This is a genomic window from Streptomyces sp. NPDC058665 (assembly GCF_042714995.1).
In the GTDB taxonomy this organism is placed as follows: domain Bacteria; phylum Actinomycetota; class Actinomycetes; order Streptomycetales; family Streptomycetaceae; genus Streptomyces.
Genome location: NZ_JBHXRX010000059.1, coordinates 17,663 through 41,881 on the forward strand (window position 1 = coordinate 17,663; position 24,219 = coordinate 41,881).

Genomic DNA, 24,219 nt, shown 5'->3' on the forward strand with positions numbered 1-24,219 from the left:
GTTTACGTCTTCACAGGAGCGGTTCCGCGTCACACACTGACGCGGACCCGCTCCTGATTTCCCGGCCAGACCCCCGTTACCGCCTACCAGCAGGTAGGTGCGACGATCGGAAAGTTCCGCCGGACCCCAGGGGCGAGGCGGTGCGGCAAGTGAAGCCAGGGAAAGCAGAGGAACACGGTCATGGCAACGGCGCCAAGCGTCTCGTACTCGATGACGGTCCGGCTGGAAGTACCCGCGAGCGGTACCGCGGTGTCCCAGCTGACCACGGCCGTGGAATCCTCCGGCGGCTCGGTGACCGGTCTGGACGTCACCGCGTCCGGACACGAGAAGCTGCGGATCGACGTCACGATCGCCGCCAGCTCCACCAGCCACGCGGACGAGATCGTCGAGGAACTGCGGGGCATCGAGGGTGTCATCCTCGGCAAGGTCTCCGACCGTACGTTCCTGATGCACCTCGGCGGCAAGATCGAGATGCAGTCCAAGCACCCCATCCGCAACCGTGACGACCTCTCCATGGTCTACACGCCGGGTGTGGCACGGGTCTGCATGGCCATCGCCGAGAACCCCGAGGACGCCCGCCGGCTCACCATCAAGCGCAACTCCGTCGCGGTCGTCACCGACGGCTCCGCGGTGCTGGGCCTCGGCAACATCGGCCCGAAGGCCGCGCTGCCCGTCATGGAGGGCAAGGCGGCCCTCTTCAAGCGCTTCGCCGGGATCGACGCCTGGCCGCTCTGCCTGGACACCCAGGACACCGATGCCATCGTCGAAATCGTCAAGGCCATCGCGCCGGGCTTCGCCGGAATCAATCTGGAGGACATCTCCGCACCCCGCTGCTTCGAGATCGAAGCACGGCTGCGCGAGGCCCTGGACATCCCGGTCTTCCACGACGACCAGCACGGCACGGCCATCGTGGTGCTCGCCGCGCTGACCAACGCCCTGCGCGTGGTCGGCAAGGAGATCGGTGACGTACGGGTCGTCATGTCCGGTGCGGGTGCCGCCGGTACAGCGATTCTGAAACTTCTTATCGCCGCCGGTGTCAAGCACACGGTCGTCGCCGACATCCATGGGGTCGTGCACGCCGACCGCGCCGACCTGGTCTCCGCGGCGGCCGAATCGCCCCTGCGCTGGATCGCCGACAACACCAACCCGGAGGGTGTCACCGGCACTCTCAAGGAGGCCGTGGTCGACGCCGACGTGTTCATCGGCGTGTCCGCCCCGAACGTCCTGAACGGCGAGGACGTCGCGGCCATGGCGGACGGCGCGATCGTCTTCGCACTGGCCAATCCCGACCCCGAGGTCGACCCGGCAATCGCCCGTGAGACAGCGGCAGTTGTGGCCACCGGCCGCTCCGACTTCCCCAACCAGATCAACAACGTCCTGGTCTTCCCCGGTGTCTTCCGGGGCCTCCTGGACGCCCAGTCACGCACCGTCAACACGGAGATGATGCTCGCCGCCGCGGCGGCCCTCGCGGACGTCGTCACGGGTGACGAACTCAACCCCAACTACATCGTTCCCTCGGTCTTCAACGACAAGGTCGCGGGTGCGGTAGCGGGCGCCGTACGCAGTGCCGCCAAGGCCGCCGGCGCGGTTGTGACAGGCGCCACGTCCGTCTGACGCCCGGCGCGTCGCGATTCGCGGCACCGTGAAGCCACCTCTAGGGTGACGGACCATGAGCCCGCTGCTCCAAGGGGGTTTCAGGGCCGGATTGGCTTTCCCGCCGCTGGTGGGGGCAGGATGCTTTCTCAAGGACTATGTCCAGGGGATACCCCACTGGGGCGCGAAGACCTGAAAAACAGACCCGCTCGACGGGACTGTCAGAGGGTCCTGGCAGCATCGGCTTCGATCTCACGCCTCACACGCAAGAAGAACACGGGAGTAACAACATGAACCGCAGTGAGCTGGTGGCCGCCCTGGCCGACCGCGCCGAGGTGACTCGTAAGGATGCCGACGCCGTGCTGGCCGCCCTCGCCGAGACGGTCGGCGAGATCGTCGCCAAGGGCGACGAGAAGGTCACCATCCCCGGCTTCCTGACCTTCGAGCGCACCCACCGGGCCGCTCGCACCGCTCGTAACCCGCAGACCGGCGACCCGATCCAGATCCCGGCCGGTTACAGCGTCAAGGTCTCCGCGGGCTCCAAGCTCAAGGAAGCCGCCAAGGGCAAGTAACCCTCAGTCAGAGCACAAGGGCGGTCACCCCGGTCGGGGTGACCGCCCTTCGCGTTCGAGAACGAGGTGCCGGCGGACGAGGTGCCGGCGGACGAGGTGCCGGCGGACGAGGCGTCAGACGACGGAGCCGCCCGGGAGTTCGACCTTCGCGCCGAGCTCCACCAGCTTCTCCATGAAGTTCTCGTAGCCGCGGTTGATCAGGTCGATGCCGTGCACCCGTGAGGTGCCCTGCGCCGCCAGCGCCGCGATCAGATACGAGAAACCGCCCCGCAGGTCGGGGATGACCAGGTCGGCGCCCTGGAGCTTCGTGGGGCCCGACACGACCGCGGAGTGCAGGAAGTTGCGCTGGCCGAAGCGGCAGTCCGAGCCGCCCAGGCACTCCCGGTACAACTGGATGTGCGCGCCCATCTGGTTGAGCGCGGAGGTGAAGCCGAGCCGCGACTCGTACACCGTCTCGTGGACGATGGACAGGCCCGCCGCCTGCGTCAGCGCCACCACCAGCGGCTGCTGCCAGTCGGTCTGGAAACCGGGGTGTACGTCGGTCTCCAGGGCGATCGCGTTGAGCGGGCCGCCCGGGTGCCAGAAGCGGATGCCCTTGTCGTCGATCTCGAAGGCCCCGCCGACCTTGCGGTAGGTGTTCAGGAAGGTCATCATCGACCGCTGCTGCGCGCCGCGTACGTAGATGTTGCCCTCGGTCGCCAGCGCGGCCGACGCCCACGACGCGGCCTCCAGCCGGTCCGGCAGCGCGCGGTGGTTGTAGCCGCCGAGCTTGTCGACACCGGTGATCCGGATCGTCCGGTCGGTGTCCATCGAGATGATCGCGCCCATCTTCTGGAGCACGCAGATCAGGTCCTCGATCTCCGGCTCCACCGCGGCGTTCGACAACTCGGTGACGCCCTCGGCCAGAACAGCCGTCAGCAGCACCTGCTCCGTCGAACCGACCGAGGGGTACGGCAGGCGGATCTTCGTCCCGCGCAGCCGCTGCGGGGCCTCCAGATACTGCCCGTCCGCGCGCTTCTCGATCGTCGCGCCGAACTGGCGCAGCACCTCGAAGTGGAAGTCGATGGGCCGGCCGCCGATGTCGCAGCCGCCGAGACCCGGGATGAAGGCGTGGCCGAGACGGTGCAGCAGCGGGCCGCAGAACAGGATCGGGATGCGGGATGAGCCCGCGTGGGCGTCGATGTCCGCGACGTTGGCGCTCTCGACGTGCGACGGGTCGAGGATCAGCTCACCCGGCTCCTCACCGGGGCGCACCGTCACGCCGTGCAGCTGGAGCAGTCCCCTGACGACCCGTACGTCACGGATGTCGGGCACATTGCGCAGTCTGCTCGGCCCGCTGCCGAGAAGGGCGGCGACCATGGCCTTCGGCACCAGGTTCTTCGCGCCTCGGACACGGATCTCACCCTCCAGCGGGGTTCCGCCGTGGACGAGCATTACATCAGCTGTGCCGGTCATGAATCTCGCGTTCCGGTGTCGTCGGACAGGGGCCAAAGCAAAAGAGTAAGGGGCTCGCACCCCTGTTCCGCAGGGCATCGCACGTCCTGGAGCCGTAGAGAAGACGGCAGAACACTTTCCGTCCGCCCACCCTTGCCGAGAGTCACCTTTCTCTCCGTGTCCACGCCGCTCCGCCGCGCGGCGGTTCCCCTGCGCTCCCCGTGCCGCCGTGCGCCTGAGCTGCGATCACGCGCACTCTGCCGCGCGGCCCCCGCGGAGGGCGAATGTGCGGGATCATGTCTCGCATGACCGAGGTGTCCTCGCTCACAGGCCGGCTGCTCGTCGCGACTCCGGCCCTGGCGGATCCGAACTTCGACCGCGCGGTGGTGCTCCTGCTCGACCATGACGAGGAGGGGTCGCTCGGCGTGGTCCTCAACCGGCCCACGCCCGTGGACGTCGGGGACATCCTGGAGTCCTGGGGCGGGCTGGCCGGCGACCCCGGTGTCGTCTTCCAGGGCGGACCGGTCTCCCTCGACTCGGCGCTCGGCCTCGCGGTCATCCCCGGCGACGAAGGGCCCCTCGGCTGGCGGCGGGTGCACGGCGCGATCGGCCTGGTCGATCTGGAGACGCCGCCCGAACTGCTCGCGCGGGCCCTCGGCTCCCTGCGGATCTTCGCCGGGTACGCGGGCTGGGGGCCGGGCCAGCTGGAGGACGAGCTGGGCGAAGGCGCCTGGTACGTGGTCGAGTCGGAGCCCGGCGACGTGTCCTCGCCGCGACCGGAGAGCCTGTGGCGCGCGGTGCTGCGCAGACAGCGCAGCGAACTGGCCATGGTGGCCACCTATCCCGACGACCCCTCGCTCAACTGACGCGCCGCGCGCGGCCGACAAGATCCACAGGACACCCTCCGGGCCCGAAGCCTTCAGGATGCCGCCGGCGTGGGTACCCTTGGCGGTTATGAGCACTCTTGAGCCCGAGCGCGGCGCAGGTACGGGCACCCTCGTGGAGCCGACACCGAAGGTGTCGCACGGCGACGGCGACCACGAGCGCTTCGCCCACTACGTCCAGAAGGACAAGATCATGGCGAGTGCCCTCGACGGCACTCCCGTGGTGGCACTGTGCGGAAAGGTCTGGGTGCCGGGGCGCGACCCCAAGAAGTACCCGGTCTGTCCGATGTGCAAGGAGATCTACGAGTCCATGGGCCCCGGCGGGGACAAGGACAAGGGCGGCAAGGACAAGAGCGGCAAGGGCAAGAGCTAGGTGTATTGACCCTTTCGTTCTTGACGGAGCACCGGACGGCTCCGGGGCGCGCACTTGTGCGCCCCGGAGCCGTTCGCGTCGGCGGGCGTGTGAGCGGGTAGGTCTGAGGGGCGCGACGGACAGGGCGCACAGACGTGCCCGCTCACGCTCACTTGTGCCTGATCACCGAATGGTTGAGACCACTTGTCCGTTCCTCAGGGGCGGGCCTAGTGTCCACGTGCACGCTCCAACGACCCATTGACTCCGGCATATGCCAGCCGAACGAGGACTGAGGACTGACGTGATGGACCTGATCCCGGCGCCTGTCAATGTCGAAGGCCCGCAGAGCGGTGGCTTCGTCCCCGACTCGGCCACCACCCTCTGGGCGGCGCCCGGGACCGAGACCACCGAGCGCTGGCTGCGCGCCACCGTCGGGGCGGCGCTGGGGCTGCCGCTGACCCCCGGCCCCGCGGGCGGCAGCAACGCCGTCTCGCTGCGCATCGACGAGTCCCTGGCCCCCGAGGCGTACCGGCTGGACATCACCGCCGAGTGGGGCGCCGAGATACACGGCGGCAGCGCGGCCGGTGTCTTCTGGGGCGCCCAGACGCTCCGTCAGCTCCTGGGTCCCAAGGCCTTCCGCCGCGCACCCCTGTCGCCCGGCGTACGGCAGGAGATCCCCCGTCAGGTCATCGAGGACCAGCCCCGCTTCGGCTGGCGCGGCGTCATGCTCGACGTGGCACGGCACTTCATGCCCAAGGACGGCGTCCTGCGCCTCCTGGACCTGATGGCCGCGCACAAACTCAACGTCTTCCACTTCCATCTCACCGACGACCAGGGCTGGCGCGTCCAGATCAAGCGCCACCCGAGGCTGACCGAGGTCGGCGCGTGGCGGTCCAGGACCAAGTACGGCCACCGGTTCTCGGACCTGTGGGACGAGAAGCCGCACGGCGGTTTCTACACCCAGGACGACATCCGCGAGATCGTCGCGTACGCCGCCGAACGGCACATCTCCGTCGTCCCCGAGATCGACATCCCCGGCCACTCGCAGGCCGCCATCGCCGCGTACCCGGAGCTGGGCAACACCGACGTCGTCGACACCTCGGCGCTGGAGGTCTGGGACACCTGGGGCATCAACCCGAACGTGCTCGCCCCCAGCGACAACACTCTGCGCTTCTTCGAGGGCGTCTTCGAGGAGTTGCTGGAGCTCTTCCCCGCCGCCACCTCGCCGTTCATCCACATCGGCGGCGACGAGTGCCGCAAGGACCAGTGGAAGCAGTCGCCCGCCGCCCAGGAGCGGATCCGTGAACTGGGCCTGGCCGACGAGGACGAGCTCCAGTCCTGGTTCATCCGGCACTTCGACGGCTGGCTCTCCGCGCGCGGCCGGCGTCTGATCGGCTGGGACGAGATCCTGGAGGGCGGGCTGGCGCCCGGCGCCGCCGTCTCCTCCTGGCGCGGTTACGGCGGCGGGATCGCGGCGGCCAAGGCCGGCCACGACGTGGTCATGTGCCCCGAGCAGCATGTGTACTTGGACCACCGTCAGGCGGCCGGCAAGGACGAGCCGATGCCCATCGGATACGTCCGCACACTTGAGGACGTCTACCGCTTCGAGCCCGTACCGGCGGAGCTCACCGGCGCCGACGCGGCCCATGTCATCGGCACCCAGGCCAATGTGTGGACCGAGGTGATGCAGGACCGTTCCCGCGTCGACTACCAGCTCTTCCCCCGCCTCTGCGCCTTCGCCGAGGTCGCCTGGTCCCCCCTGCCCGCGTCCGGGGACCGCGACTTCAAGGACTTCGAACGGCGAATGACCGTGCACTACAAGCGCCTTGACGCGCTCGGGGTCGATTACCGGCCGCCCGGGGGCCCGTTGCCCTGGCACAAGCGCCCGGGACCGAACGGGGACTCGACCGTTCTCGGACGTCCGATCGAGGGGGCGCCCCCGAACGTGTGACCCCTTTCCGACCGGGCTCCCCGGGCTCCGCGTGCGAATAAGTCGTACATGGAGCGTCGAATGATGGCATTCCGTATGTGCCGGTGAACGGGCGTGAAAACGGACCTTCTCCTCGTTCGGGGGCGGATACGTCCTTCATGGACCCTCGGACCGGTAGGCCCGGAAGATGTGCCAGAGTTGCTTCGTCCGGCCTGTGAGCACGTACGGTACGGCCAACACAGACGGACGGCCGGGACACCGGGAAGGGGCAGCTGGGTTGACCACGCACGCACCGCAGACGGCGCAGTCCGTGACGCTGCCGGCCTCGCTCGACGAGGCCGTGGCGGCGCTGAGCGCCATGCCTGCCGCCGTGCCCGTCGCGGGTGGAACCGATCTGATGGCCGCTGTGAACAAGGGCCTGCTCAGACCGGCGGGCCTGGTCGGCCTCGGCCGGATCAGCGAACTGCGCGGCTGGCACTACCAGGACGGACACGCCCTGCTGGGCGCCGGACTCACCCACGCGCGGATGGGACGGCCCGACTTCGCCGCGCTCATCCCCGCGCTGGCCGCGTCCTCGCGCGCCGCCGGGCCGCCCCAGATCCGTAACGCAGGCACGCTCGGCGGGAACATCGCCACCGCCGCGCCCACCGGCGACTCGCTGCCCGTGCTGGCCGCCCTGGAGGCGGACCTCGTCGTGGCGGGCCCCGGCGGCGCACGCCGCGAGATCCCCGTAGCGCATCTGCTGGCCGGCCGCGAGATGCTGGCGCCCGCCGAACTCATCGGTTTCGTACGGGTCCCGCTGCTGCACGCCCCGCAGGTCTACCTCAAGGCGACCGGCCGCACCGGCCCCGGCCGCGCCACCGCGTCCGTCGCCGTTGTGCTCGACCCGGCGCGCCGGGGCGTGCGCTGCGCGGTCGGCGCCATCGCGCCGATGCCGCTGCGCCCGCTGGAGGCCGAGCGCTGGATCGCCTCGCTGATCGACTGGGACGCGGACCGCGGGCTGGCGCCCGAGGCGCTGACCGCCTTCGGGGAGTACGTCGCCGCGGCTTGCATCCCCGATCCGGCTCCGGCGGCGGACGGGAGCGAACCGCCCGCCCTGCCGCCGGCCGTACTGCATCTGAGGCGTACCGTCGCCACTCTGGCTCGACGAGCACTGGGGAGGGCGCTGCCGTGACCACCGACGAGAACGAGAACTCCGGGACTCCGGAGGGGCGTCGACAGGACCCTGCGCACGGGCACCCGCAGGGGCGCGGCGCGTGGCAGCCGATCGCACAGACCGGCGAGTACGACGCGGAGGCGACCGCCTTCGTCCAACTGCCGCCCACACACTCGGCCGGGGCGGACGCGCCGCTCGCGGCCCCCGGGCACGGGTACGTCCCTCCGGCGATCGACCAGCGGCAGCCGGACGGGGCCGCCGGGCAGTGGGCGGCGCAGACGCCGCAGGCGCAGCCCGATCCGTACGGCTACGGGCAGGGGCAGGGGCAGGGGCACCCGCAGGCGTACGGCGCCGAGCAGGCCGCCGGGCCGGGCGTGCCGCACGATCCGCAGGCGACCGGGCAGTGGTCCTACGCCGGCGCGGACGCCGCCGACTCTCGTACGGAGCAGGCGCCGCAGGCTCCTTCACAGCCCAACGGCCAGTGGGTGATCCCGGTCATCGGTGAGGAGCTTCCCGATGAATCGGGCGAGTTCACCACGTCGATGCCCACTACATCGCAGTGGTCGGGCGGCGCGCCGCCGGCCACCCTCCCGGGCGGCGCGCGCGCTCCGTGGGCCCCCGAACCGGAACCGGTTCCGGAGCCCGCGGCCGAACAGTCGCCCGAGCCGCCCGCGGACGAGCCGGGGCTGCCGCACCCGGAGACGGACGGCGAGTCCGAGTCCGCCGAGCCGCTCACCGGCGCCGAGGCGGAAGCCGTAACGGAAGCTCTGGCGGAAGCCGTGACGGAGCCGGAAGCGGAACTCGCGCCCGAGCCCGCGCCCGAGCCTGCCGCCGACCCCGAACAGGCCCCCGAGCCAGAACCCGAGCCCGCCCCCCTCACCAGCAGCAACGACAGCGCCGAACACCCCGCCAACTCCTACGTCCTGCGCGTCAACGGCGGCGACCGCCCCGTCACCGACGCCTGGATCGGCGAGTCCCTGCTCTACGTCCTGCGTGAGCGCCTCGGCCTCGCCGGCGCCAAGGACGGCTGCTCGCAGGGCGAGTGCGGCGCCTGCAACGTCCAGGTCGACGGCCGGCTGGTCGCCTCCTGCCTCGTTCCCGCCGCCACGGCGGCCGGCTCCGAGGTCCGCACGGTCGAGGGTCTGGCCTCCGACGGCGAACCGTCCGACGTCCAGCGCGCGCTGGCCAACTGCGGGGCCGTGCAGTGCGGTTTCTGCATCCCCGGCATGGCCATGACCGTCCACGACCTCCTCGAAGGCAACCACGACCCCAGCGAGCTGGAGACCCGCCAGGCGCTGTGCGGCAACCTCTGCCGCTGCTCCGGGTACCGGGGCGTGCTCGACGCCGTCGCCGAGGTCGTCGCCGAACGCGCGGCGAGCGCCGACGCCGCCGACGAAGCCCGCATTCCGCACCAGGCACCACCGGGCGCCGGCGGCGCCCACCCCGCACCTCTCGACGCGCACGACGGAGGCATGGCGTGAGCAACGACGCGGCCACCGAGACCAAGACGCTCGACGGCCCCCAGCAGGAGCCGCCCGCGCTGGGTCTCGGCGCTTCACTCCCACCGGCCGACGCCCGCGCCAAGACCGAGGGCACGTTCCCGTACGCCGCCGACCTCTGGGCCGAGGGCCTGCTCTGGGCGGCGCTGCTGCGCTCACCGCACCCGCACGCGCGCATCCTGTCGATCGACACGTCCGCCGCCGCCGAAATGCCCGGCGTACGGGCCGTGGTGACCCATCTCGATGTGCTCGGCGACACCTCCTACGGACGGCTCGTCGCCGACCGACCCGTCTTCGCCTCCGACGTCGTACGCCACCACGGCGAGGCCATCGCCGCCGTCGCGGCCGACCACCCCGACGCCGCCAGGCTGGCCGCCGCCGCCATCGCCGTCGAGTACGAGGTCCTCGACCCGGTCACCGATCCGGAGAAGGCCTTCGAGGCCGAGCCGCTGCACCCCGACGGCAATCTCATCCGCCACATCCCGCTGCGCTACGGCGACCCCGACCTCATGGGCGAGGTGGTCGTCGAGGGCCTGTACCGCATCGGCCGCCAGGACCCGGCCCCCATTGGCGCCGAGGCCGGACTCGCCGTACCGCGCCCCGACGGCGGCGTGGAGATCTACACCGGCTCCACCGACCCGCACACCGACCGCGATCTGGCCGCCGCCTGCTTCGGCCTCGAACCCGACCAGGTGAAGGTCGTCGTCACCGGCGTCCCCGGCGCCACCGGCGACCGCGAGGACCCCGGCTTCCAGATCCCGCTCGGCCTGCTGGCGCTGCGGACCGGCTGCCCCGTGAAGCTGGCCGCGACCCGCGAGGAGTCCTTCCTCGGCCACGCCCACCGGCACCCGACGCTGCTGCGCTACCGCCACCACGCCGACAGCGAGGGCCGGCTGGTCAAGGTCGAGGCGCAGATCCTGCTCGACGCGGGCGCGTACGCCGACGCCTCGTCCGAATCCCTCGCGGCGGCCGTGGCGTTCGCCTGCGGGCCGTACATCGTCCCGCACGCCTTCATCGAAGGCTGGGCCGTACGCACCAACAACCCGCCCTCCGGCCATGTCAGGGGCGAGGGCGCGATGCAGGTCTGCGCCGCGTACGAGGGCCAGATGGACAAGCTGGCCACCAAGCTCGGCATCGACCCGGCCGAACTGCGCCTGCGCAACGCGCTGGCGACCGGCGACATCCTGCCCACCGGGCAGACCGTGACCTGCCCGGCGCCCGTCGCCGAACTGCTGCGCGCCGTACGGGACTTCCCGCTCCCCACGCTTCCCAAGGATGTCCCCGAGTCGTCCTGGCTGCTGCCGGGCGGGCCGGAGGGCGCGGGCGAGCCCGGCGCCGTACGCCGCGGTGTCGGCTACGCGCTCGGCATGGTCCACATGCTGGGGGCCGAGGGCGCGGACGAGGTCTCCACCGCGACGGTCAAGGTGCACGACGGTGTCGCCACGGTCATCTGCGCGGCCGTCGAGACCGGCCAGGGCTTCTCCACGCTCGCCCGCCAGATCGTCCAGGAGACGCTCGGCATCGAGGAGGTGCACGTCGCGTCGGTCGACACCGACCAGCCCCCTGCGGGCCCCGCCACGCACGGCCGGCACACCTGGGTCTCGGGCGGCGCGGTCGAGCGGGCGGCGAAGATGGTCCGTACGCAGCTGCTCCAGCCGCTGGCACACCAGTTCGGCATGTCGACGGAGCTGCTCCAGATCACCGACGGCAAGATCACCTCCTACGACGGGGTGCTGTCGACCACCGTCACCGAGGCGATGGACGGCAAGGAGCTGTGGGCCACGGCCCAGTGCCGTCCGCATCCCACGGAGCCGCTGGACGAGGCGGGTCAGGGCGACGCGTTCGTGGGGCTCGCGTTCTGCGCGATCCGCGCGGTCGTGGACGTCGACATCGAGCTGGGGTCGATCCGCGTCGTGGAGATGGCGGTCGCGCAGGATGTCGGCCGGGTCCTCAACCCGGCGCAGCTCGCGACCCGTATCGAGGCGGGCGTCACGCAGGGCATCGGTACGGCCCTGACGGAGAACCTCCGTACGACCCGGGGTCTGGTACGCCGCCCCGACCTCACCGGCTACGCGCTGCCGACGGCCCTGGACACGGCGGACATCCGCATCGTCAAACTGGTCGAGGAGCGCGATGTGGTGGCCCCGTTCGGGGCGAAGCCCGCGAGTGCGGTGCCGGTCGTGACGTCCCCGGCGGCGGTCGCGGCGGCGGTACGGGCGGCGACCGGGCGGCCGGTCAACAGGCTGCCGATCAGGCCGCAGTCGGCGGTGGTGACGGCGAGCGCGTGAGCTCACGAGTGTGTGAGCTCGGGAGTGCGAAGGACTTCTTTAAGAGGCCGTGGCGGGAATCGAACCCACGTAACTCGATTTGCAGTCGAGCCCCTGAACCACTCGGGCACACGGCCGTGCGTACCGGTGACCCGACCGTAAGCGGGCCGGCGCACGCCCCTCAAGAGAACGGCGCGTCCCGCAACACGACTGCCATACGGCGTTCATGGGCGTACGACGAAGGGACGAGACCGCCGGGACCAGCGACAGGTTCCAACCGGTGCCATGCCCCTTACCCTGAGCCCGTGACCGCCCTGGACCCGAGCGACGCCGACGTCGCCGCCGAAGCCGCCCCACCTGCCCCTTCCGCCCCCGTCGACACCGGTCAGGACGGCATCCTCGGCAGGACCCACCGGGCGCTCAGCGTCGGCATCATCTGCGTCGTCCTGCTGATCGCCTTCGAGGCGACGGCGGTCGGTACGGCGATGCCGGTCGCCGCACGTGAGTTGCGGGGCGTCTCGCTGTACGCGTTCGCCTTCTCCGCGTACTTCACGACCAGCCTCTTCGCGATGGTGCTCTCCGGGCAGTGGGCGGACCGCAGCGGCCCGCTCCGGCCGCTGGTCACCGGGATCAGCGCCTTCGCGGCCGGACTGCTGCTCTCCGGCACGGCCGGCGCCATGTGGCTGTTCATCGTGGGCCGGGCGGTCCAGGGGCTCGGTGGCGGGCTGGTGATCGTCGCGCTGTACGTGGTGGTCAGCCGCGCCTATCCGGAGCGGCTGCGGCCCGCGATCATGGCGGCTTTCGCGGCGAGTTGGGTGATCCCCTCGGTGGTCGGACCGCTCGCCTCCGGCACGGTCACCGAACACCTCGGCTGGCGCTGGGTGTTCATCGGCATCCCGGTGCTGGTGGTGCTGCCGCTGGCGACGGCGCTGCCCGCGATACGGCAGATGGCGAGCGGGCCCGCCGACCCCTCGGGACCCGTACCGGCCTTCGACCGGCCCCGGATCCGGCTGGCGCTGGCGATCTCGCTCGGCGCGGGGCTGCTCCAGTACGCGGGCCAGGACCTGACCTGGTGGTCGCTGCTCCCCGGCGCGGCCGGCGCCGCCCTCATCGTGCCCGCGGTCCTCGGCCTGCTGCCGGGCGGCACCTACCGCGCGGCCCGCGGCATGCCGTCGGTCGTCCTGCTGCGCGGCGTCGCGGCGGGCTCCTTCATCGCGGCGGAGAGCTTCGTGCCCCTGATGCTCGTCACCCAGCGGGGCCTGTCCCCGACGCTGGCGGGTCTCTCGCTGGCCGTCGGCGGCGCGACGTGGGCGCTCGGCTCGTACATCCAGTCCCGCCCCCGCATGGAGCCGCACCGCGAACGGCTGCTGATGGGCGGCATGGTGCTGGTCGCCACGGCGATAGCCGCCGCGCCCAGTGTCCTGATCGACTCGGTCCCGGTCTGGATCGTGGGCGCCGCGTGGGCGGTGGGCTGCCTCGGCATGGGCGCGGTGATCGCGTCCACGAGTGTGCTGCTGCTGAAGCTCTCACCTCCTGAGGAGGCGGGCACGAACTCCGCCGCGCTCCAGATCTCCGACGGCCTCTCCAACGTCCTGCTGCTCTCGGCGGGCGGCGCGGCCTTCGCGGCCCTGGGCGGCGGAGCGGTGGGCACCCACGACCTCTCCACACCGGCCGCCTCCCACCCGGCGGCTTTCGCGGCGGTCTTCCTCCCGATGGCGGCGGTGGCGCTGGCGGGGGTGTGGGTGGCGGGGAGGGTGCGGGCGCGGTGAGCGGTACTACTCTGGTACCGTTCTGGTATGGCTACGAACCTGCGTCTTCGTGACGACCAGACCGAGGCACTGAAGCAGCGTGCGGAGCAGGAGGGCACCAGCATGCACGCCATACTGCTCCGTGCCGTGGACGACTATCTGGCCAGGACCGCGCATGAGGCCATGGTCAAGAAGACGGCCATGGAGCAGGCGGCCAAGTGGGGCGAGCTCATGGAGCGGCTCAAGTGACGTGCGTCTACCTGTCCGCTGAGGACGGCCTTGCGATCGCGGGACATGCCTGCGGCGATATGCAGGTCGTGGTCCGCGATGTCGGGCTCCTCGAATCCGCGACCCACCGCCCGTCCGCATCCATGTTCGGTGAGGAGGCGTATCCCGATCTGATCGACAAGGCAGCCGCTCTCCTCCAGTCGCTGGCCATCAATCACCCGCTGATCGATGGCAACAAGCGCACGGCCTGGCTGTCGTGCGTCACGTTCCTGGCACTGAACGGCGTCCAGCTACGCCCGGACATCGACGCCGCGGAACGCCTGGTCATCGATGTGGCGACGGGTGAGACGGACGAGGTGAAGGTTATATCGGAAGCCCTGCGGGAGCTGCTGGCGCCCCAGATGTGACCCGGGTCGCACCTGCGCGGACCCGGCTCGTTCGTACGAGGAACGGGCCGGGCCGCCGGTAGGGTGGCCCGGTTGTCGTATCCGAGCCCGCACCCGAGCGTCCGCGAAGCGGAGACCGTGACTACTACCGCCTCCCACCATCTCTCACCCGCCTTCCCCGGCCGTGCCCCCTGGGGCACCGCCAACAAGCTGCGCGCCTGGCAGGAGAAGGCGCTGGAGCGCTATCTCCAGGAGCAGCCGCGTGACTTCCTCGCCGTCGCGACCCCCGGCGCCGGGAAGACCACCTTCGCGCTGACCCTCGCGTCCTGGCTGCTGCACCACCACGTCGTGCAGCAGATCACCGTCGTCGCGCCGACCGAGCATCTGAAGAAGCAGTGGGCGGACGCCGCCGCGCGGATAGGGATCAAGCTCGACCCCGACTACAGCGCGGGGGCGCTCAGCAAGGAGTACCACGGCGTCGCCGTGACGTACGCGGGCGTCGGTGTACGCCCCATGCTCCACCGCAACCGCTGCGAGCAGCGCAAGACCCTCGTGATCCTCGACGAGATCCACCACGCCGGTGACTCCAAGTCCTGGGGCGAGGCCTGCCTTGAGGCCTTCGAGCCCGCCGCCAGGCGCCTCGCGCTGACCGGTACGCCCTTCAGGTCGGACACCAACCCGATCCCGTTCGTCGCGTACGAGGAGGGTGACGACGGCATCCGCCGCTCCTCCGCGGACTACACGTACGGCTACGGCAACGCCCTCGGCGACGGCGTCGTGCGCCCCGTCATCTTCCTCAGCTACAGCGGCAACATGCGCTGGCGCACCAAGGCCGGTGACGAGGTCGCCGCCAAGCTCGGCGAGCCCATGACCAAGGACGCGACCTCGCAGGCCTGGCGCACCGCGCTCGACCCGCGCGGCGACTGGATGCCCAACGTGCTGCGCGCCGCGGACCAGCGCCTCACCGAGGTACGCAAGTCGATCCCGGACGCAGGCGCGCTGGTCATCGCCACCGACCAGGACGCGGCCCGCGCCTACGCCAAGCTCATCCGCGAGATCACGGGCACGAAGGCGACCGTCGTGCTCTCCGACGAGGCCGCGGCCTCGCAGCGTATCGACGACTTCAGCGCGGGCGACGAGCGCTGGATGGTCGCCGTCCGCATGGTGTCGGAGGGCGTCGACGTACCGCGCCTCGCTGTCGGCGTGTACGCCACCACCATCTCCACCCCCCTGTTCTTCGCCCAGGCCGTCGGCCGTTTCGTCCGCTCCCGGCGCCGCGGCGAGACCGCGTCGGTCTTCCTGCCCACCATCCCCGGCCTCCTCGGCTTCGCCAACGAGATGGAGATCGAGCGCGACCACGTCCTCGACAAGCCGAAGAAGCAGGGCGACGACGACCCGTACGCCGAGTCCGAGAAGGAGATGGCGGAGGCCGAGCGCGAACTCGACGAGGACACCGGCGAACAGGACATGCTGCCCTTCGAGGCGCTGGAGTCCGACGCGGTCTTCGACCGGGTGCTGTACGACGGCGCCGAGTTCGGTATGCAGGCGCACCCCGGCAGCGAGGAGGAGCAGGACTACCTCGGTATCCCCGGCCTCCTCGAACCAGACCAGGTCCAAATGCTGCTCCAGAAGCGGCAGGCCCGGCAGATCGCGCACAGCCGCAAGAAGCCCGACGCCGAGGCGGATCTGCTGGAGCTGCCGGCCGACCGGCGTCCGGTGGTCTCCCACAAAGAGCTGCTCGAACTGCGCAAGCAGCTCAACACGATGGTCGGCGCGTACGTCCACCAGAGCGGGAAGCCGCACGGGGTGATCCACACGGAGCTGCGCCGCGTGTGCGGCGGGCCGCCCAGCGCGGAGGCGACCGGGGGCCAGCTCCGTGAGCGGATCAGAAAAGTCCAGGAGTGGGCGACCCGAATGCGCTGATTTTCTGAGCGCCAGAAATTTATTTTCCGCCTCTTCAGACGTCTTTCCGGCGTCCGGAGGGGCATTTCTACGCGCGTCCATTCCTGGGAAATCGTGCGATTGGTCAGAGCGATTCCCTTTTCGGTGCCTGTTCCGACCCGAACGGGGACCAACTGACCTCTCATGACCGGATTCTGGACGAGGTCTTCCGCTGAGCGGTACGGATCGCTAATGTCCGGTCATTACATACGCGCCGTGGCAGCGCCGCCACGGAGCGCGGCCGGTGCGCCATGGCCTGTCGGCGGCCTCTCTCCGTGTGTCGCCGATGGGACCGGTGCCGCGGGCTCCGTGAGAGTGCCGTCGTCACTCACTCCGAAACTCCGAAGGAGAGGGCGTCGTGACCGCGGAGACCTCCCAGACGCTCGACCGGGGACTGCGCGTCCTCAAACTGCTCGCCGACACCGACCACGGGCTGACCGTCACCGAGTTGTCCAACAAACTCGGCGTCAACCGCACCGTGGTCTACCGACTCCTGGCCACCCTCGAACAGCACGCGCTGGTCCGCCGCGATCTGGGCGGACGCGCCAGAGTGGGCCTGGGGGTGCTGCGCCTGGGCCGCCAGGTGCATCCGCTCGTACGGGAAGCCGCGCTGCCCGCCCTGCGCGCGCTCGCCGAGGACATCGGTGCCACCGCGCACCTGACCCTCGTGGACGGCGCCGAGGCGCTGGCCGTCGCGGTCGTCGAGCCGACGTGGACGGACTACCACGTGGCGTACCGCGCCGGCTTCCGGCACCCGCTGGACCGGGGCGCCGCGGGCAAGGCGATCCTGGCCGCGCGGCAGGGCTCGTACACCGAGACGCGGTGCACGCTGACCCACGGCGAACTGGAGGCGGGCGCCAGCGGCGCCGCCGCCGCGCTCGTCGGGGTGACCGGCATCGAGGGCAGCGTGGGCGTGGTGATGCTCGCCGACTCGGTGCCGGAGCGGGTGGGCCCGCGCGTGGTCGACGCCGCGCGCGAGGTGGCCGACGCGCTGCGCTGAGGCGGTCGCGGGGCGCCCCGGGACGGGCTCCGGGGACGGGCTCTGGACCGGGGCGGCGGACCGGCCGATAGATTGACGCTGTGCTTTCTCGTCTCTCCGGTCTCTCGCGCCCCCGCTCCCTCGCCCTCTCGGCGGTCCCCGTCGTCGCGCTGCTCGTCGTCGTCGGGGTGGCCCCGCTGCCGTACGCGGTGGCCCAGCCGGGTCTGACCGCGAATGTGCTCGGGGACTACCGGGGCGATCCCGTCATCTCGATCAAGGGTGCGGAGACCAGAGAGCCGGAGGGTGAGCTGCGGATGACGACGATCCTGGCGACGGGACCGTCCGCCGACGTCGACTTCGGCGATGTGCTCGACGGCTGGATCCGTACCGACCGCGCGGTGCTGCCCCGTAACTCGGTCTACCCGGCGGGCCAGTCCGACAAGGAGATCGAGCGGCACAACACCCAGGAGATGGTGAAGTCGCAGAACGTCGCGGTCGACGCGGCCCTCGCCCAGCTGGGCCGTAAGCCGGACTCGGTCGACGTCACCCTCCACCTCGCCGATGTCGGCGGCCCCAGCGCGGGCCTCCTGTTCGCCCTCGGCATCGTCGACATGCTGGACGGCGACCTCACGGGCGGCCGCTCCATCGCGGGCACCGGCACGATCAGCGCGGACGGCGAGGTGGGCGAGGTGGGCGGCGTCTCCCTCAAGACCCAGGCGGCGGCCCGCGACGGCGCGACGGTCTTCCTGGTCCCGGAGGCGGAATGCACGGACGCCCGCTCCGAACTCCCCGACGGAATGCGCCTGATCCCGGTCAGAACCCTGAAGGACACGGTGTCGTCCCTGCGCTCCCTGAAACGGGGCGGCAAGGTCCCGAACTGCTGACGGCGGATTCGTCCCGCACGTCTCGCACCCCTCCGGCCCATTTCCGTACTTCCGTGAGGTGGCCCGCAAGGAGACCGACGTACGGGTCGGGCTGGACGAGGAGAGTGGGCAGCCCGCGGGCGGTGCGCTCTTGTGCCCACCCGTGGTCGAGGCTGGTGAAGTCGTCGTCGATCCAGACGATTGGAGCTCTGCCGAGCCAGGCGTCGACGTGGTCGCGTTTCCAGAGGTATCCGTCGAGGTGGCTGGTGCTGATCTGGGGGCGAGGCAGGCCGAGGTACGGGAAGTTCGGCAGTCCCAGGAGTGGGGCGATGAGCGTGGTGGCGTCCTTGCGCCAGCTCGTGCACCACACGGGGGTTACGAGCCCGCTGGTCAGGAGGTCGGTGAGAATGCCGCCCTGGCTCGGGTCGAGCCAGATGGGGACGGGGTCGTCGGGGTGCCGGCCGGTGGGCAGGACGGTGTGGCGGATGTGGGTGGACGGGGTGCTGCCGTCGGCTGCCGGGAACGGTATGAGGACGCCGTCGATGTCCAGGAGCAGGTAGGGCAGGGCCATTTGATGCCTCCGTTGGTCAGCGTTTGCGGGCGGTGATCAGGAGGGTGGTGGGCCACCGGTCGAGGTGTGGGTGACGCAACTCCTGTGCGGAGGTGATGCGCAGGCCGGTCCGTGCGAGATCGAACAGCTGCGGGAGCAGGCTGCCGCAGCTGGCAACGTGCGGCGTTTGCCCGTCGCCCGCCCCGGCTCAGCTCCCTTCGGATCATGTAGCTGAGCACAGGCATCGGTACGCGATGGTGCACGAGGAAGTCGTACGCGACTGGGGACGTTCGGGGCCCTGGCAAGATTTCCGTGAAGCCGGGATGAGCTCCCGAGCGCCGGTAACACTCCGTCACGGGTAGCGGCAGTGTCGGCGAGGGTGACGACCTCGTACGGATTGCGCCCCCACACCTGGAGGGGGTGCGGGTGGAGCGAGTGTGGGTGGCAGCGTGTTCAACGAGGTGAAAGTCCCAATTATCCGGCGCTCTACTGCCTAACCGTCCATCCTGGACACATGACTTCCACCGATCCCGCCAGAGCGAACGAGCCGCCGACAATCACGGCGGTGACACGACGTGACATCTTCAAGTACCTGCGCGGGATATCGCGCCCCTGGTGGGGCGAAATGGACGAGGTCACGTTCCTGGAGGGCCTCTACGACCTGGACCGACCTCCAGTCGGCAACAGCCAGCTTCCGACTGTCCGCGCCGATATCCAGCAGCACCGGTTCAACAACCAAGACCTGCCCGACGACTGGATCTTCGAGGACCCCCGCTTGGAGCTCTCCCACGGACCGGACGAGGTACTGCTCACCTTTCTGGCACGGATGGTCCATCCTGAAGTGGCGGCCGACGTCGAGGAGGCTATAACGCACGTCGAAGAACTGAACTTGCTTCTGGCGCCGGACGGATGGGGCCTGCGTCCGCACGAGTGCCTCTCGGGCCGCCCTCTGTATAAGCCGGTACGAGTCCCGCCTAGTGGCCCGTTGGTCCCGCTGCCGCTGGAGGACGAGGACACGGGCAAGCTCGACCTGGTCCTCGGCCAGACCTTCACCCTCCTGGACTGCGCTGGCGAGGAGACCGCACGCGACCTGCTCCGCACCGCGGTCCTGACCCTCCGCCGTGACGGCGGCTTCTTCCATCCCATACCTGGTGACAATTGGACGGATGCCACCTATGAGGCGGTCCTGACGGTGGAGCGCGAGCTTCTGCCCACCTGCACCCCGGAGGCGAAGGAGGTGGTCTGGCGGACGTTGCAGTCCGTGCTCATCCAGCTCGGGCGCATCGACATCCAGGACCTCGTGGTCGAAGGCGACACCCGCCCGCTGCCCAACATCCCACCGGACTGGCGGACCCAAGCCGCAGCGCCCGCCACCCCCACTGTTCGAGGCCTCCGACTCCCCTTCTCCACCACCGAGTTCGATGTCACCCGCAGGGACTTCACCGACCTGGAGATCCGCGGTTCGCAGGACAGCAGCGGGTTCCACTACCTCTATGACACCCGCACCAGCCGGATGATCACCGACTTCGTCCTCGACGACCGTCCGCAGGTAGCGACCCTGTGCAGCGTCACCATCATCAAGAAGGGCGACACCTTCACGCCGAGGATCAAGCTCTGGAAGAAGGACAAGAAGAAGGCTGGGGAAGTCTCCGCAACGCAGACAGTGCCTGAGACCGGGACCACCCGGGCCATCAAGGCGCTCGTCGACACCGGGGACGTCCACGAGAACTTCTGGAAAGTCATCAGCTTCCTCCAGGGCTGCAATGGCCTTAGCACCCCCGGCAGTTCCCTCCAGCTCGTGGCCGGCGACGAGGCCCAACTGGCCCAGCTGCTGACCGGCCAGGACCGGACGACGGTTCTCGGTGCGGTCAGGACAGCCATCGGCGGCGGGCTCACAGAGGAGGACATCCGGCTGATCAGCAACCGCAGAGAACAGCTCCAGAAGTTCGAGCGGCTACTGACCGATCCGGACTATTTCCAGCAGGAGGAGAGTCTGGCAACGACGCGCGGGCCGGAAGCGGTCTGGCAGGCTTTCTTCGAGGCGAACCAGTGGATCTTCGGCTACGGACTCAACCTCATCGCCTGCGAATCCATCGACGACGGCAAGCTGGAACGCATCACCACCGGTGCGGACATATTCGGCGGAGCCGGGAAACGCATCGACGCCATCATGCGGTCCAAGGGCCTGATCAGCAGCATACTCTTCTGCGAAATCAAGACCCACGACACGGAGCTACTCACCAAGACCCCGTACCGCGCAGGCGTCTACCAGGCCTCAAAAGAACTGGGCGGCGGCGTGGCGCAGGTGCAGAAGACCGCCAGCAAGGCCCAGCAGCACATCTCCCGCGAATTCCTCACCCGGATCTACGAGGAAGACGGCACCCCGACAGGCACCGAACTGTCCACCACCCGCCCGCGACAGGTCGTGGTGATCGGGAGCCTGCGCGAGTTCACCCACAACGGCGATGTGAACCCGGAGAAGATGAGCTCCTTCGAGCTGTACCGGACATCCATCCAGGATGTCGAGGTAATCACGTTCGACGAACTCTACGAGCGGGCCTGCTTCATCGTCGAGGATCACTGAGGCGGACCGCTGCCAGAGCGCTCGCCGACACTGCCGCTACCCGTGACGGAGTGTTACCGGCGCATGGGGGCTCATCCCGGCTTCACGGAAATCTTGTCAGGGCCACGTTCCGTGGCACGTCCCCCTCCACGAGGAGGGGGCGGCTCGTTCAGGCTGCCGTCTGGAGCCAGTCGCGGTGGGCCGGAGCCCGGAGGCGGGCTGCCACGGCGTCCGGGCCCAGGGTGGCCAAGGCCCACAGGGCACTGAGGCGGCGGCCGGAGGACCAGATGCCGGTGGTCGGCGGCCGGAACGAGGCCACGGCGATGTTCTGAACCGTGAACGGGGCGGGGTCGAGATAGGTCATGCCACCGGTCCCGCACAGATACGCGCGGGCGCCGGTCGCCGCGGAAAGGTCCGCGAGCCGGACGGAGCGACCCGGCCGGGTTGGCAGACGGCTGCTGGTGACGACCTGGCCCTTCCAGCCCAGCAGGTCCAGCAGGACGCGGGTGGAGGTCTCGGCAACCTTCGCGGTCTTGCCGGTGTCGAAGGCATCCAGCACCGGATCCAGGGCCTCGGCGAGGGCGGGCCAGTGAGGGCTGGACCCATAGTGTTGCCGCAGCATCCCCGCGGTCCTGCGGCGGGCCAGGTCCGAGTCGTCGATCACGGCGTCGCGGATGAGGGTGGGCCGTCCGCTCGGCAGGCGGGTGGGGATGGTAAGCCACTGCTGACCGGCGGGGTCGTGGAGGTTCGCGAGGCGGGCTCGGTGCTGGTAGTCGCGGCGGGTGAACTGCACGTTGTCCAGGACGATCCAGTAGTCCGCCGCGAACAGCTTGGCCAGCGTGGTCAGCCGGGGCAGGAAATTCGGCTGGTGGATGGCACACAACCCGCCTGGTTCGGGCAGGTCAGGGGTTGATGAGGCGGCTGGTGAAGCCGCCGCGGACGAGGGACTCGTACGCTGCATGCACGTCCTCCGGGACCTCCTGCTCGATGGCGAATCCGAGCTTTGGATACTCGATGACCCGCTGGAGGTCGCCGACGAGCATGTCCAGGACGAGTTTCTCGTCGCCGATGGACTTCAGATAGTCGTCGAACTCCAGCGGCTCCGACGCGCAGAGGATCTCGACGTCGGGCCACAGCTCGCGGGCGGTCGCGAACGACCGCCTTTCCATATAGGGCTTGGAGACCAGCAGCACCGACGCCGGGGTGATGCCTGCGGCGACGAGGACCTCACGCGAGAGGGTGATGTTCTGCCCGGTGTTGCCCGCGTTCGGTTCCAGCAGGATCGCCTCGGCGGGGACGCCGAGGTCGATGGCGTGCTCGCCGAAGTGGACGGCCTCACCACGCGGGAAGACCTTGGCGGTGGTGGGGCTGTTGCCGCCGGTGAAGACCAGGGTCGGGAAGAGCCCGGAGCGGTACAGCTCGGCGGCATGGGCTGCGACGCCGAGGTCGTGGCTGCCCAACCCGATCGCCACGTCGACGGGCCGCAGCTCGTGCTGCATCTGGTGGTAGTTCCAGATCAGCTTGGCCTGGCGCCACTGGTCAGCGGTGATGCCCTGCTGGTCGTTGCTCACGCGTTTCTCCCTGGTCACCGTTGCCGGGGGCCGGTCGGCCCCTCGCCCATGGCCTTGATGCCCTCGATACTGCGCAGTTGGTGCACAAGTCCGTACTGCGCGGCCACCTTGGCGGCCTGGTCGAGGACGAGGTGTCCATCATCCCGGGTCGCCGCATCGGAGAGCAGGATGTGGCCATGAGCGGTGTCCAGTCGCACGCGTTGCATCGGTGAGTCGGGCGTCCCGCTGCTGCGGGCGATGTCGATGAAGTGCAGGGCCTGGGTAAGGTCGCCGGCGCCGCGGCGGGCGAGGGCGAGTTTTTGGTGGGCCACCGACCAGTCGTCCGGTTCGGTGAGGTCCTCGAAGTCGCGGGTCGCCACCTGCATGACGCGGGTCGCATAGTCGTGCTGGCCGTCCTTGCTCAGCGCGGTCCCCACCCACAGCCTCGCGCGGGCCCGGTCGCGGCGGGAGAGCCGGTCATCGACGGCGAGGGTCTCGTAGTTGCGGGCCGCGATCTCCAGCTTCCCGGACATCTCGGTGACGACCGCGAGGGACAGGTCGAGCTGGGCGACGCGGCGGGGGATGTCGAGCTGGGTGAAGACCGCGCGAGCGCCGGCATAGGAGTGCTGGGCGGACAGCGGGCCCAGGACAACGCCCTGGTCGCGCTTGAGGTCGCCGAGCAGGGCGGTGGAGCGGGCGAAGAGATACAGGCCCTTCTCGTCCAGCTCGGGGGCCTTGAACCGGCCCAGCCACCGGGTGAGGAGGCTGTCGGCGAAGGCGAAGTTCTGCCGGGACAGGGCGACCACGACGCGGTCGAGGTCATCGGCCCAGGACTCGTATTCCCAGGTTCTGGGGCCGGAGGCGGTTACGCGGCGTCGGCCAGCGTTCTGCACCGGGCTGGTCATCTCGGACAGGAGCGTTTCGAACCGCAGGTGGACAGCGGCGTCCGCGCGGCCGAGGGCGGTGTCGAGGATGGCCTGAGTGTCGGGTCTGGGCTCGGTGTCGGCGAGCTTGCTCTCCCACTTGGACACGGTCGCGACGGCCAGGCCGAGCTGCTGGGCGAAGGCCCGCACGCTCAGTCGCAGGGCGAGCCGCAGGGCCCTGGCCTCCAGGCCGGTCCAGTGGTGCACGGTCGCCACGCGTCACTCCCTTCCACCGGTCATCGAAGCAGATCCGTGCAGTCGGCGGGACGGAAGTGGAACGGAAGTAGAACGGCCGGTGATTGGCCGCGAGTTGGCCGGACGCCACGCTCAGAGCGTCACCATTTGTCGAGCCTTTGGGACGGTCCTGAGCATGGAACCCCTCACGGAGCATCGCCCGGTCAGCGGCCCGGTCGTTTACGGCTTCCTGCGGCTGGTGCGGGTCTCCCAAGCGCGGCAGGACGCGCTGGTCGCCTCGCTCACCGAGTACTGCCGCAGCCACGAACTGCAGTTGTCCGGCGTCTTCACCGACCGCGACGCGTCCGCCGGGCCCGCCTCAGCGGCGTTCACCGGGCTACTGGACGTGCTCGCGCTGCCGGACGTCTACGGCGTCATCGCCCCGGCCATGTCGCACCTGGGGCCGAAGGCCATAGCCGCTGAACGCGGGCGGCGGATCGAGGCGGTCGGCTCGCGGCTGCTGCTGGTCCGCAAGCCCCGCACGGCCCACCACTCCATCTCCCGCAGCGGTCCCGTCCGCCGCCGTCACCCCGGCACCACCCGCGTCCTGGACGCCGAGTCATGAGG

General features: G+C 70.1%; 21 protein-coding genes and 1 tRNA gene. 16 read left to right on the forward strand and 6 right to left on the reverse strand.

All coding sequences use genetic code 11. The features are described 5' to 3' along the window. Positions 1–180 precede the first annotated feature (180 nt). Together ACFWV8_RS30000 and ACFWV8_RS30005 are read left to right on the forward strand one after the other, a co-directional pair. A complete protein-coding gene (locus ACFWV8_RS30000; RefSeq protein WP_384210876.1) occupies positions 181–1,614 on the forward strand; it encodes an NAD-dependent malic enzyme in 1,434 nt (477 codons plus the stop codon). Positions 1,615–1,883: 269 nt separating this feature from the next. Beyond that, entirely contained in the window at positions 1,884–2,165 is a 282-nt protein-coding gene (locus tag ACFWV8_RS30005) for an HU family DNA-binding protein (protein WP_003954777.1), read from the forward strand. A 114-nt stretch (positions 2,166–2,279) separates the two neighbouring features. On the opposite strand, the gene murA is transcribed toward ACFWV8_RS30005, so the two are convergent. Next, positions 2,280–3,620, reverse strand: a complete 1,341-nt coding sequence (gene murA, locus ACFWV8_RS30010; RefSeq protein ID WP_384210878.1) for a UDP-N-acetylglucosamine 1-carboxyvinyltransferase — start codon at positions 3,618–3,620, stop codon at positions 2,280–2,282. Positions 3,621–3,904: 284 nt separating this feature from the next. Here murA and ACFWV8_RS30015 point away from each other — a divergent pair, with 284 nt between their 5' ends. The 6 genes from ACFWV8_RS30015 (at position 3,905) to ACFWV8_RS30040 (ending at position 11,708) form a co-directional block, all read left to right on the forward strand. Continuing rightward, positions 3,905–4,465, forward strand: coding sequence for a YqgE/AlgH family protein (locus tag ACFWV8_RS30015; RefSeq protein ID WP_384210881.1), 561 nt, complete (start codon positions 3,905–3,907; stop codon positions 4,463–4,465). 88 nt (positions 4,466–4,553) lie between these two features. Further along, on the forward strand, positions 4,554–4,856 hold the full coding sequence (locus ACFWV8_RS30020) for a DUF3039 domain-containing protein (protein ID WP_031231446.1): 303 nt from the start codon (positions 4,554–4,556) through the stop codon (positions 4,854–4,856). Positions 4,857–5,139: 283 nt separating this feature from the next. After that, the gene (locus ACFWV8_RS30025) at positions 5,140–6,786 is read left to right on the forward strand and encodes a beta-N-acetylhexosaminidase (RefSeq protein WP_384210884.1); all 1,647 of its coding nucleotides are present in this window, start codon (positions 5,140–5,142) and stop codon (positions 6,784–6,786) included. Between the two features lie 256 nt (positions 6,787–7,042). Next, positions 7,043–7,939: an FAD binding domain-containing protein gene (locus ACFWV8_RS30030; protein WP_329387109.1), complete on the forward strand. Its 897-nt coding sequence runs from the start codon at positions 7,043–7,045 to the stop codon at positions 7,937–7,939. Then, positions 7,936–9,402 (forward strand): 2Fe-2S iron-sulfur cluster-binding protein, encoded by a 1,467-nt coding sequence (locus ACFWV8_RS30035; RefSeq protein ID WP_384210889.1) that lies wholly within the window; start codon positions 7,936–7,938, stop codon positions 9,400–9,402. The genes ACFWV8_RS30030 and ACFWV8_RS30035 overlap by 4 nt, the downstream gene beginning before the upstream one ends. Continuing rightward, complete coding sequence (locus ACFWV8_RS30040; RefSeq protein WP_384210892.1) at positions 9,399–11,708, forward strand: xanthine dehydrogenase family protein molybdopterin-binding subunit; 2,310 nt, start codon at positions 9,399–9,401, stop codon at positions 11,706–11,708. The genes ACFWV8_RS30035 and ACFWV8_RS30040 overlap by 4 nt, the downstream gene beginning before the upstream one ends. A 44-nt stretch (positions 11,709–11,752) precedes the next feature. On the opposite strand, the gene ACFWV8_RS30045 is transcribed toward ACFWV8_RS30040, so the two are convergent. Next, positions 11,753–11,824 (reverse strand) — tRNA-Cys (locus ACFWV8_RS30045). Between the two features lie 168 nt (positions 11,825–11,992). On the opposite strand from ACFWV8_RS30045, the gene ACFWV8_RS30050 reads away from it, so the two are divergent. The 6 genes from ACFWV8_RS30050 to ACFWV8_RS30075 all read left to right on the forward strand — a co-directional run bounded on the left by ACFWV8_RS30050 (position 11,993) and on the right by ACFWV8_RS30075 (position 17,853). Continuing rightward, on the forward strand, positions 11,993–13,456 hold the full coding sequence (locus tag ACFWV8_RS30050) for an MFS transporter (protein WP_384210895.1): 1,464 nt from the start codon (positions 11,993–11,995) through the stop codon (positions 13,454–13,456). A gap of 27 nt (positions 13,457–13,483) precedes the next feature. Continuing rightward, positions 13,484–13,684 (forward strand): ribbon-helix-helix protein, CopG family, encoded by a 201-nt coding sequence (locus ACFWV8_RS30055; protein ID WP_384210898.1) that lies wholly within the window; start codon positions 13,484–13,486, stop codon positions 13,682–13,684. Continuing rightward, the gene (locus tag ACFWV8_RS30060) at positions 13,681–14,070 is read left to right on the forward strand and encodes a type II toxin-antitoxin system death-on-curing family toxin (protein ID WP_384210901.1); all 390 of its coding nucleotides are present in this window, start codon (positions 13,681–13,683) and stop codon (positions 14,068–14,070) included. Before ACFWV8_RS30055 ends, ACFWV8_RS30060 begins: the two co-directional genes overlap by 4 nt. Positions 14,071–14,187: 117 nt before the next feature. Then, complete coding sequence (locus tag ACFWV8_RS30065) at positions 14,188–15,972, forward strand: DEAD/DEAH box helicase (RefSeq protein WP_384210904.1); 1,785 nt, start codon at positions 14,188–14,190, stop codon at positions 15,970–15,972. 376 nt (positions 15,973–16,348) lie between these two features. Next, positions 16,349–16,990, forward strand: a complete 642-nt coding sequence (locus ACFWV8_RS30070) for a helix-turn-helix domain-containing protein (RefSeq protein ID WP_329387122.1) — start codon at positions 16,349–16,351, stop codon at positions 16,988–16,990. A gap of 80 nt (positions 16,991–17,070) precedes the next feature. Beyond that, positions 17,071–17,853: a S16 family serine protease gene (locus ACFWV8_RS30075; protein ID WP_384210907.1), complete on the forward strand. Its 783-nt coding sequence runs from the start codon at positions 17,071–17,073 to the stop codon at positions 17,851–17,853. On the opposite strand, the gene ACFWV8_RS30080 is transcribed toward ACFWV8_RS30075, so the two are convergent. Beyond that, positions 17,783–18,403, reverse strand: coding sequence for an HAD domain-containing protein (locus ACFWV8_RS30080; RefSeq protein ID WP_384210910.1), 621 nt, complete (start codon positions 18,401–18,403; stop codon positions 17,783–17,785). The two genes, ACFWV8_RS30075 and ACFWV8_RS30080, sit on opposite strands and share 71 nt — an antisense overlap. 544 nt (positions 18,404–18,947) lie before the next feature. Between ACFWV8_RS30080 and ACFWV8_RS30085 the strand changes: the two genes are divergently transcribed. Continuing rightward, complete coding sequence (locus ACFWV8_RS30085; RefSeq protein ID WP_384210913.1) at positions 18,948–20,966, forward strand: Shedu anti-phage system protein SduA domain-containing protein; 2,019 nt, start codon at positions 18,948–18,950, stop codon at positions 20,964–20,966. 148 nt (positions 20,967–21,114) lie between these two features. Here ACFWV8_RS30085 and ACFWV8_RS30090 read toward each other — a convergent pair whose 3' ends face one another. Genes ACFWV8_RS30090 through ACFWV8_RS30100 form a run of 3 tightly spaced genes read right to left on the reverse strand, consistent with a single transcriptional unit; the run spans position 21,115 to position 23,634 of the window. Continuing rightward, entirely contained in the window at positions 21,115–21,828 is a 714-nt protein-coding gene (locus ACFWV8_RS30090) for a WbqC family protein (protein WP_384210917.1), read from the reverse strand. Positions 21,829–21,847: 19 nt separating this feature from the next. Further along, entirely contained in the window at positions 21,848–22,516 is a 669-nt protein-coding gene (locus ACFWV8_RS30095; protein WP_384210921.1) for a YdcF family protein, read from the reverse strand. Positions 22,517–22,530: 14 nt separating this feature from the next. Continuing rightward, positions 22,531–23,634, reverse strand: coding sequence for a hypothetical protein (locus tag ACFWV8_RS30100; RefSeq protein WP_358911817.1), 1,104 nt, complete (start codon positions 23,632–23,634; stop codon positions 22,531–22,533). Between the two features lie 154 nt (positions 23,635–23,788). Here ACFWV8_RS30100 and ACFWV8_RS30105 point away from each other — a divergent pair, with 154 nt between their 5' ends. Then, entirely contained in the window at positions 23,789–24,217 is a 429-nt protein-coding gene (locus ACFWV8_RS30105; RefSeq protein ID WP_384210925.1) for a hypothetical protein, read from the forward strand. Positions 24,218–24,219 lie beyond the last annotated feature (2 nt).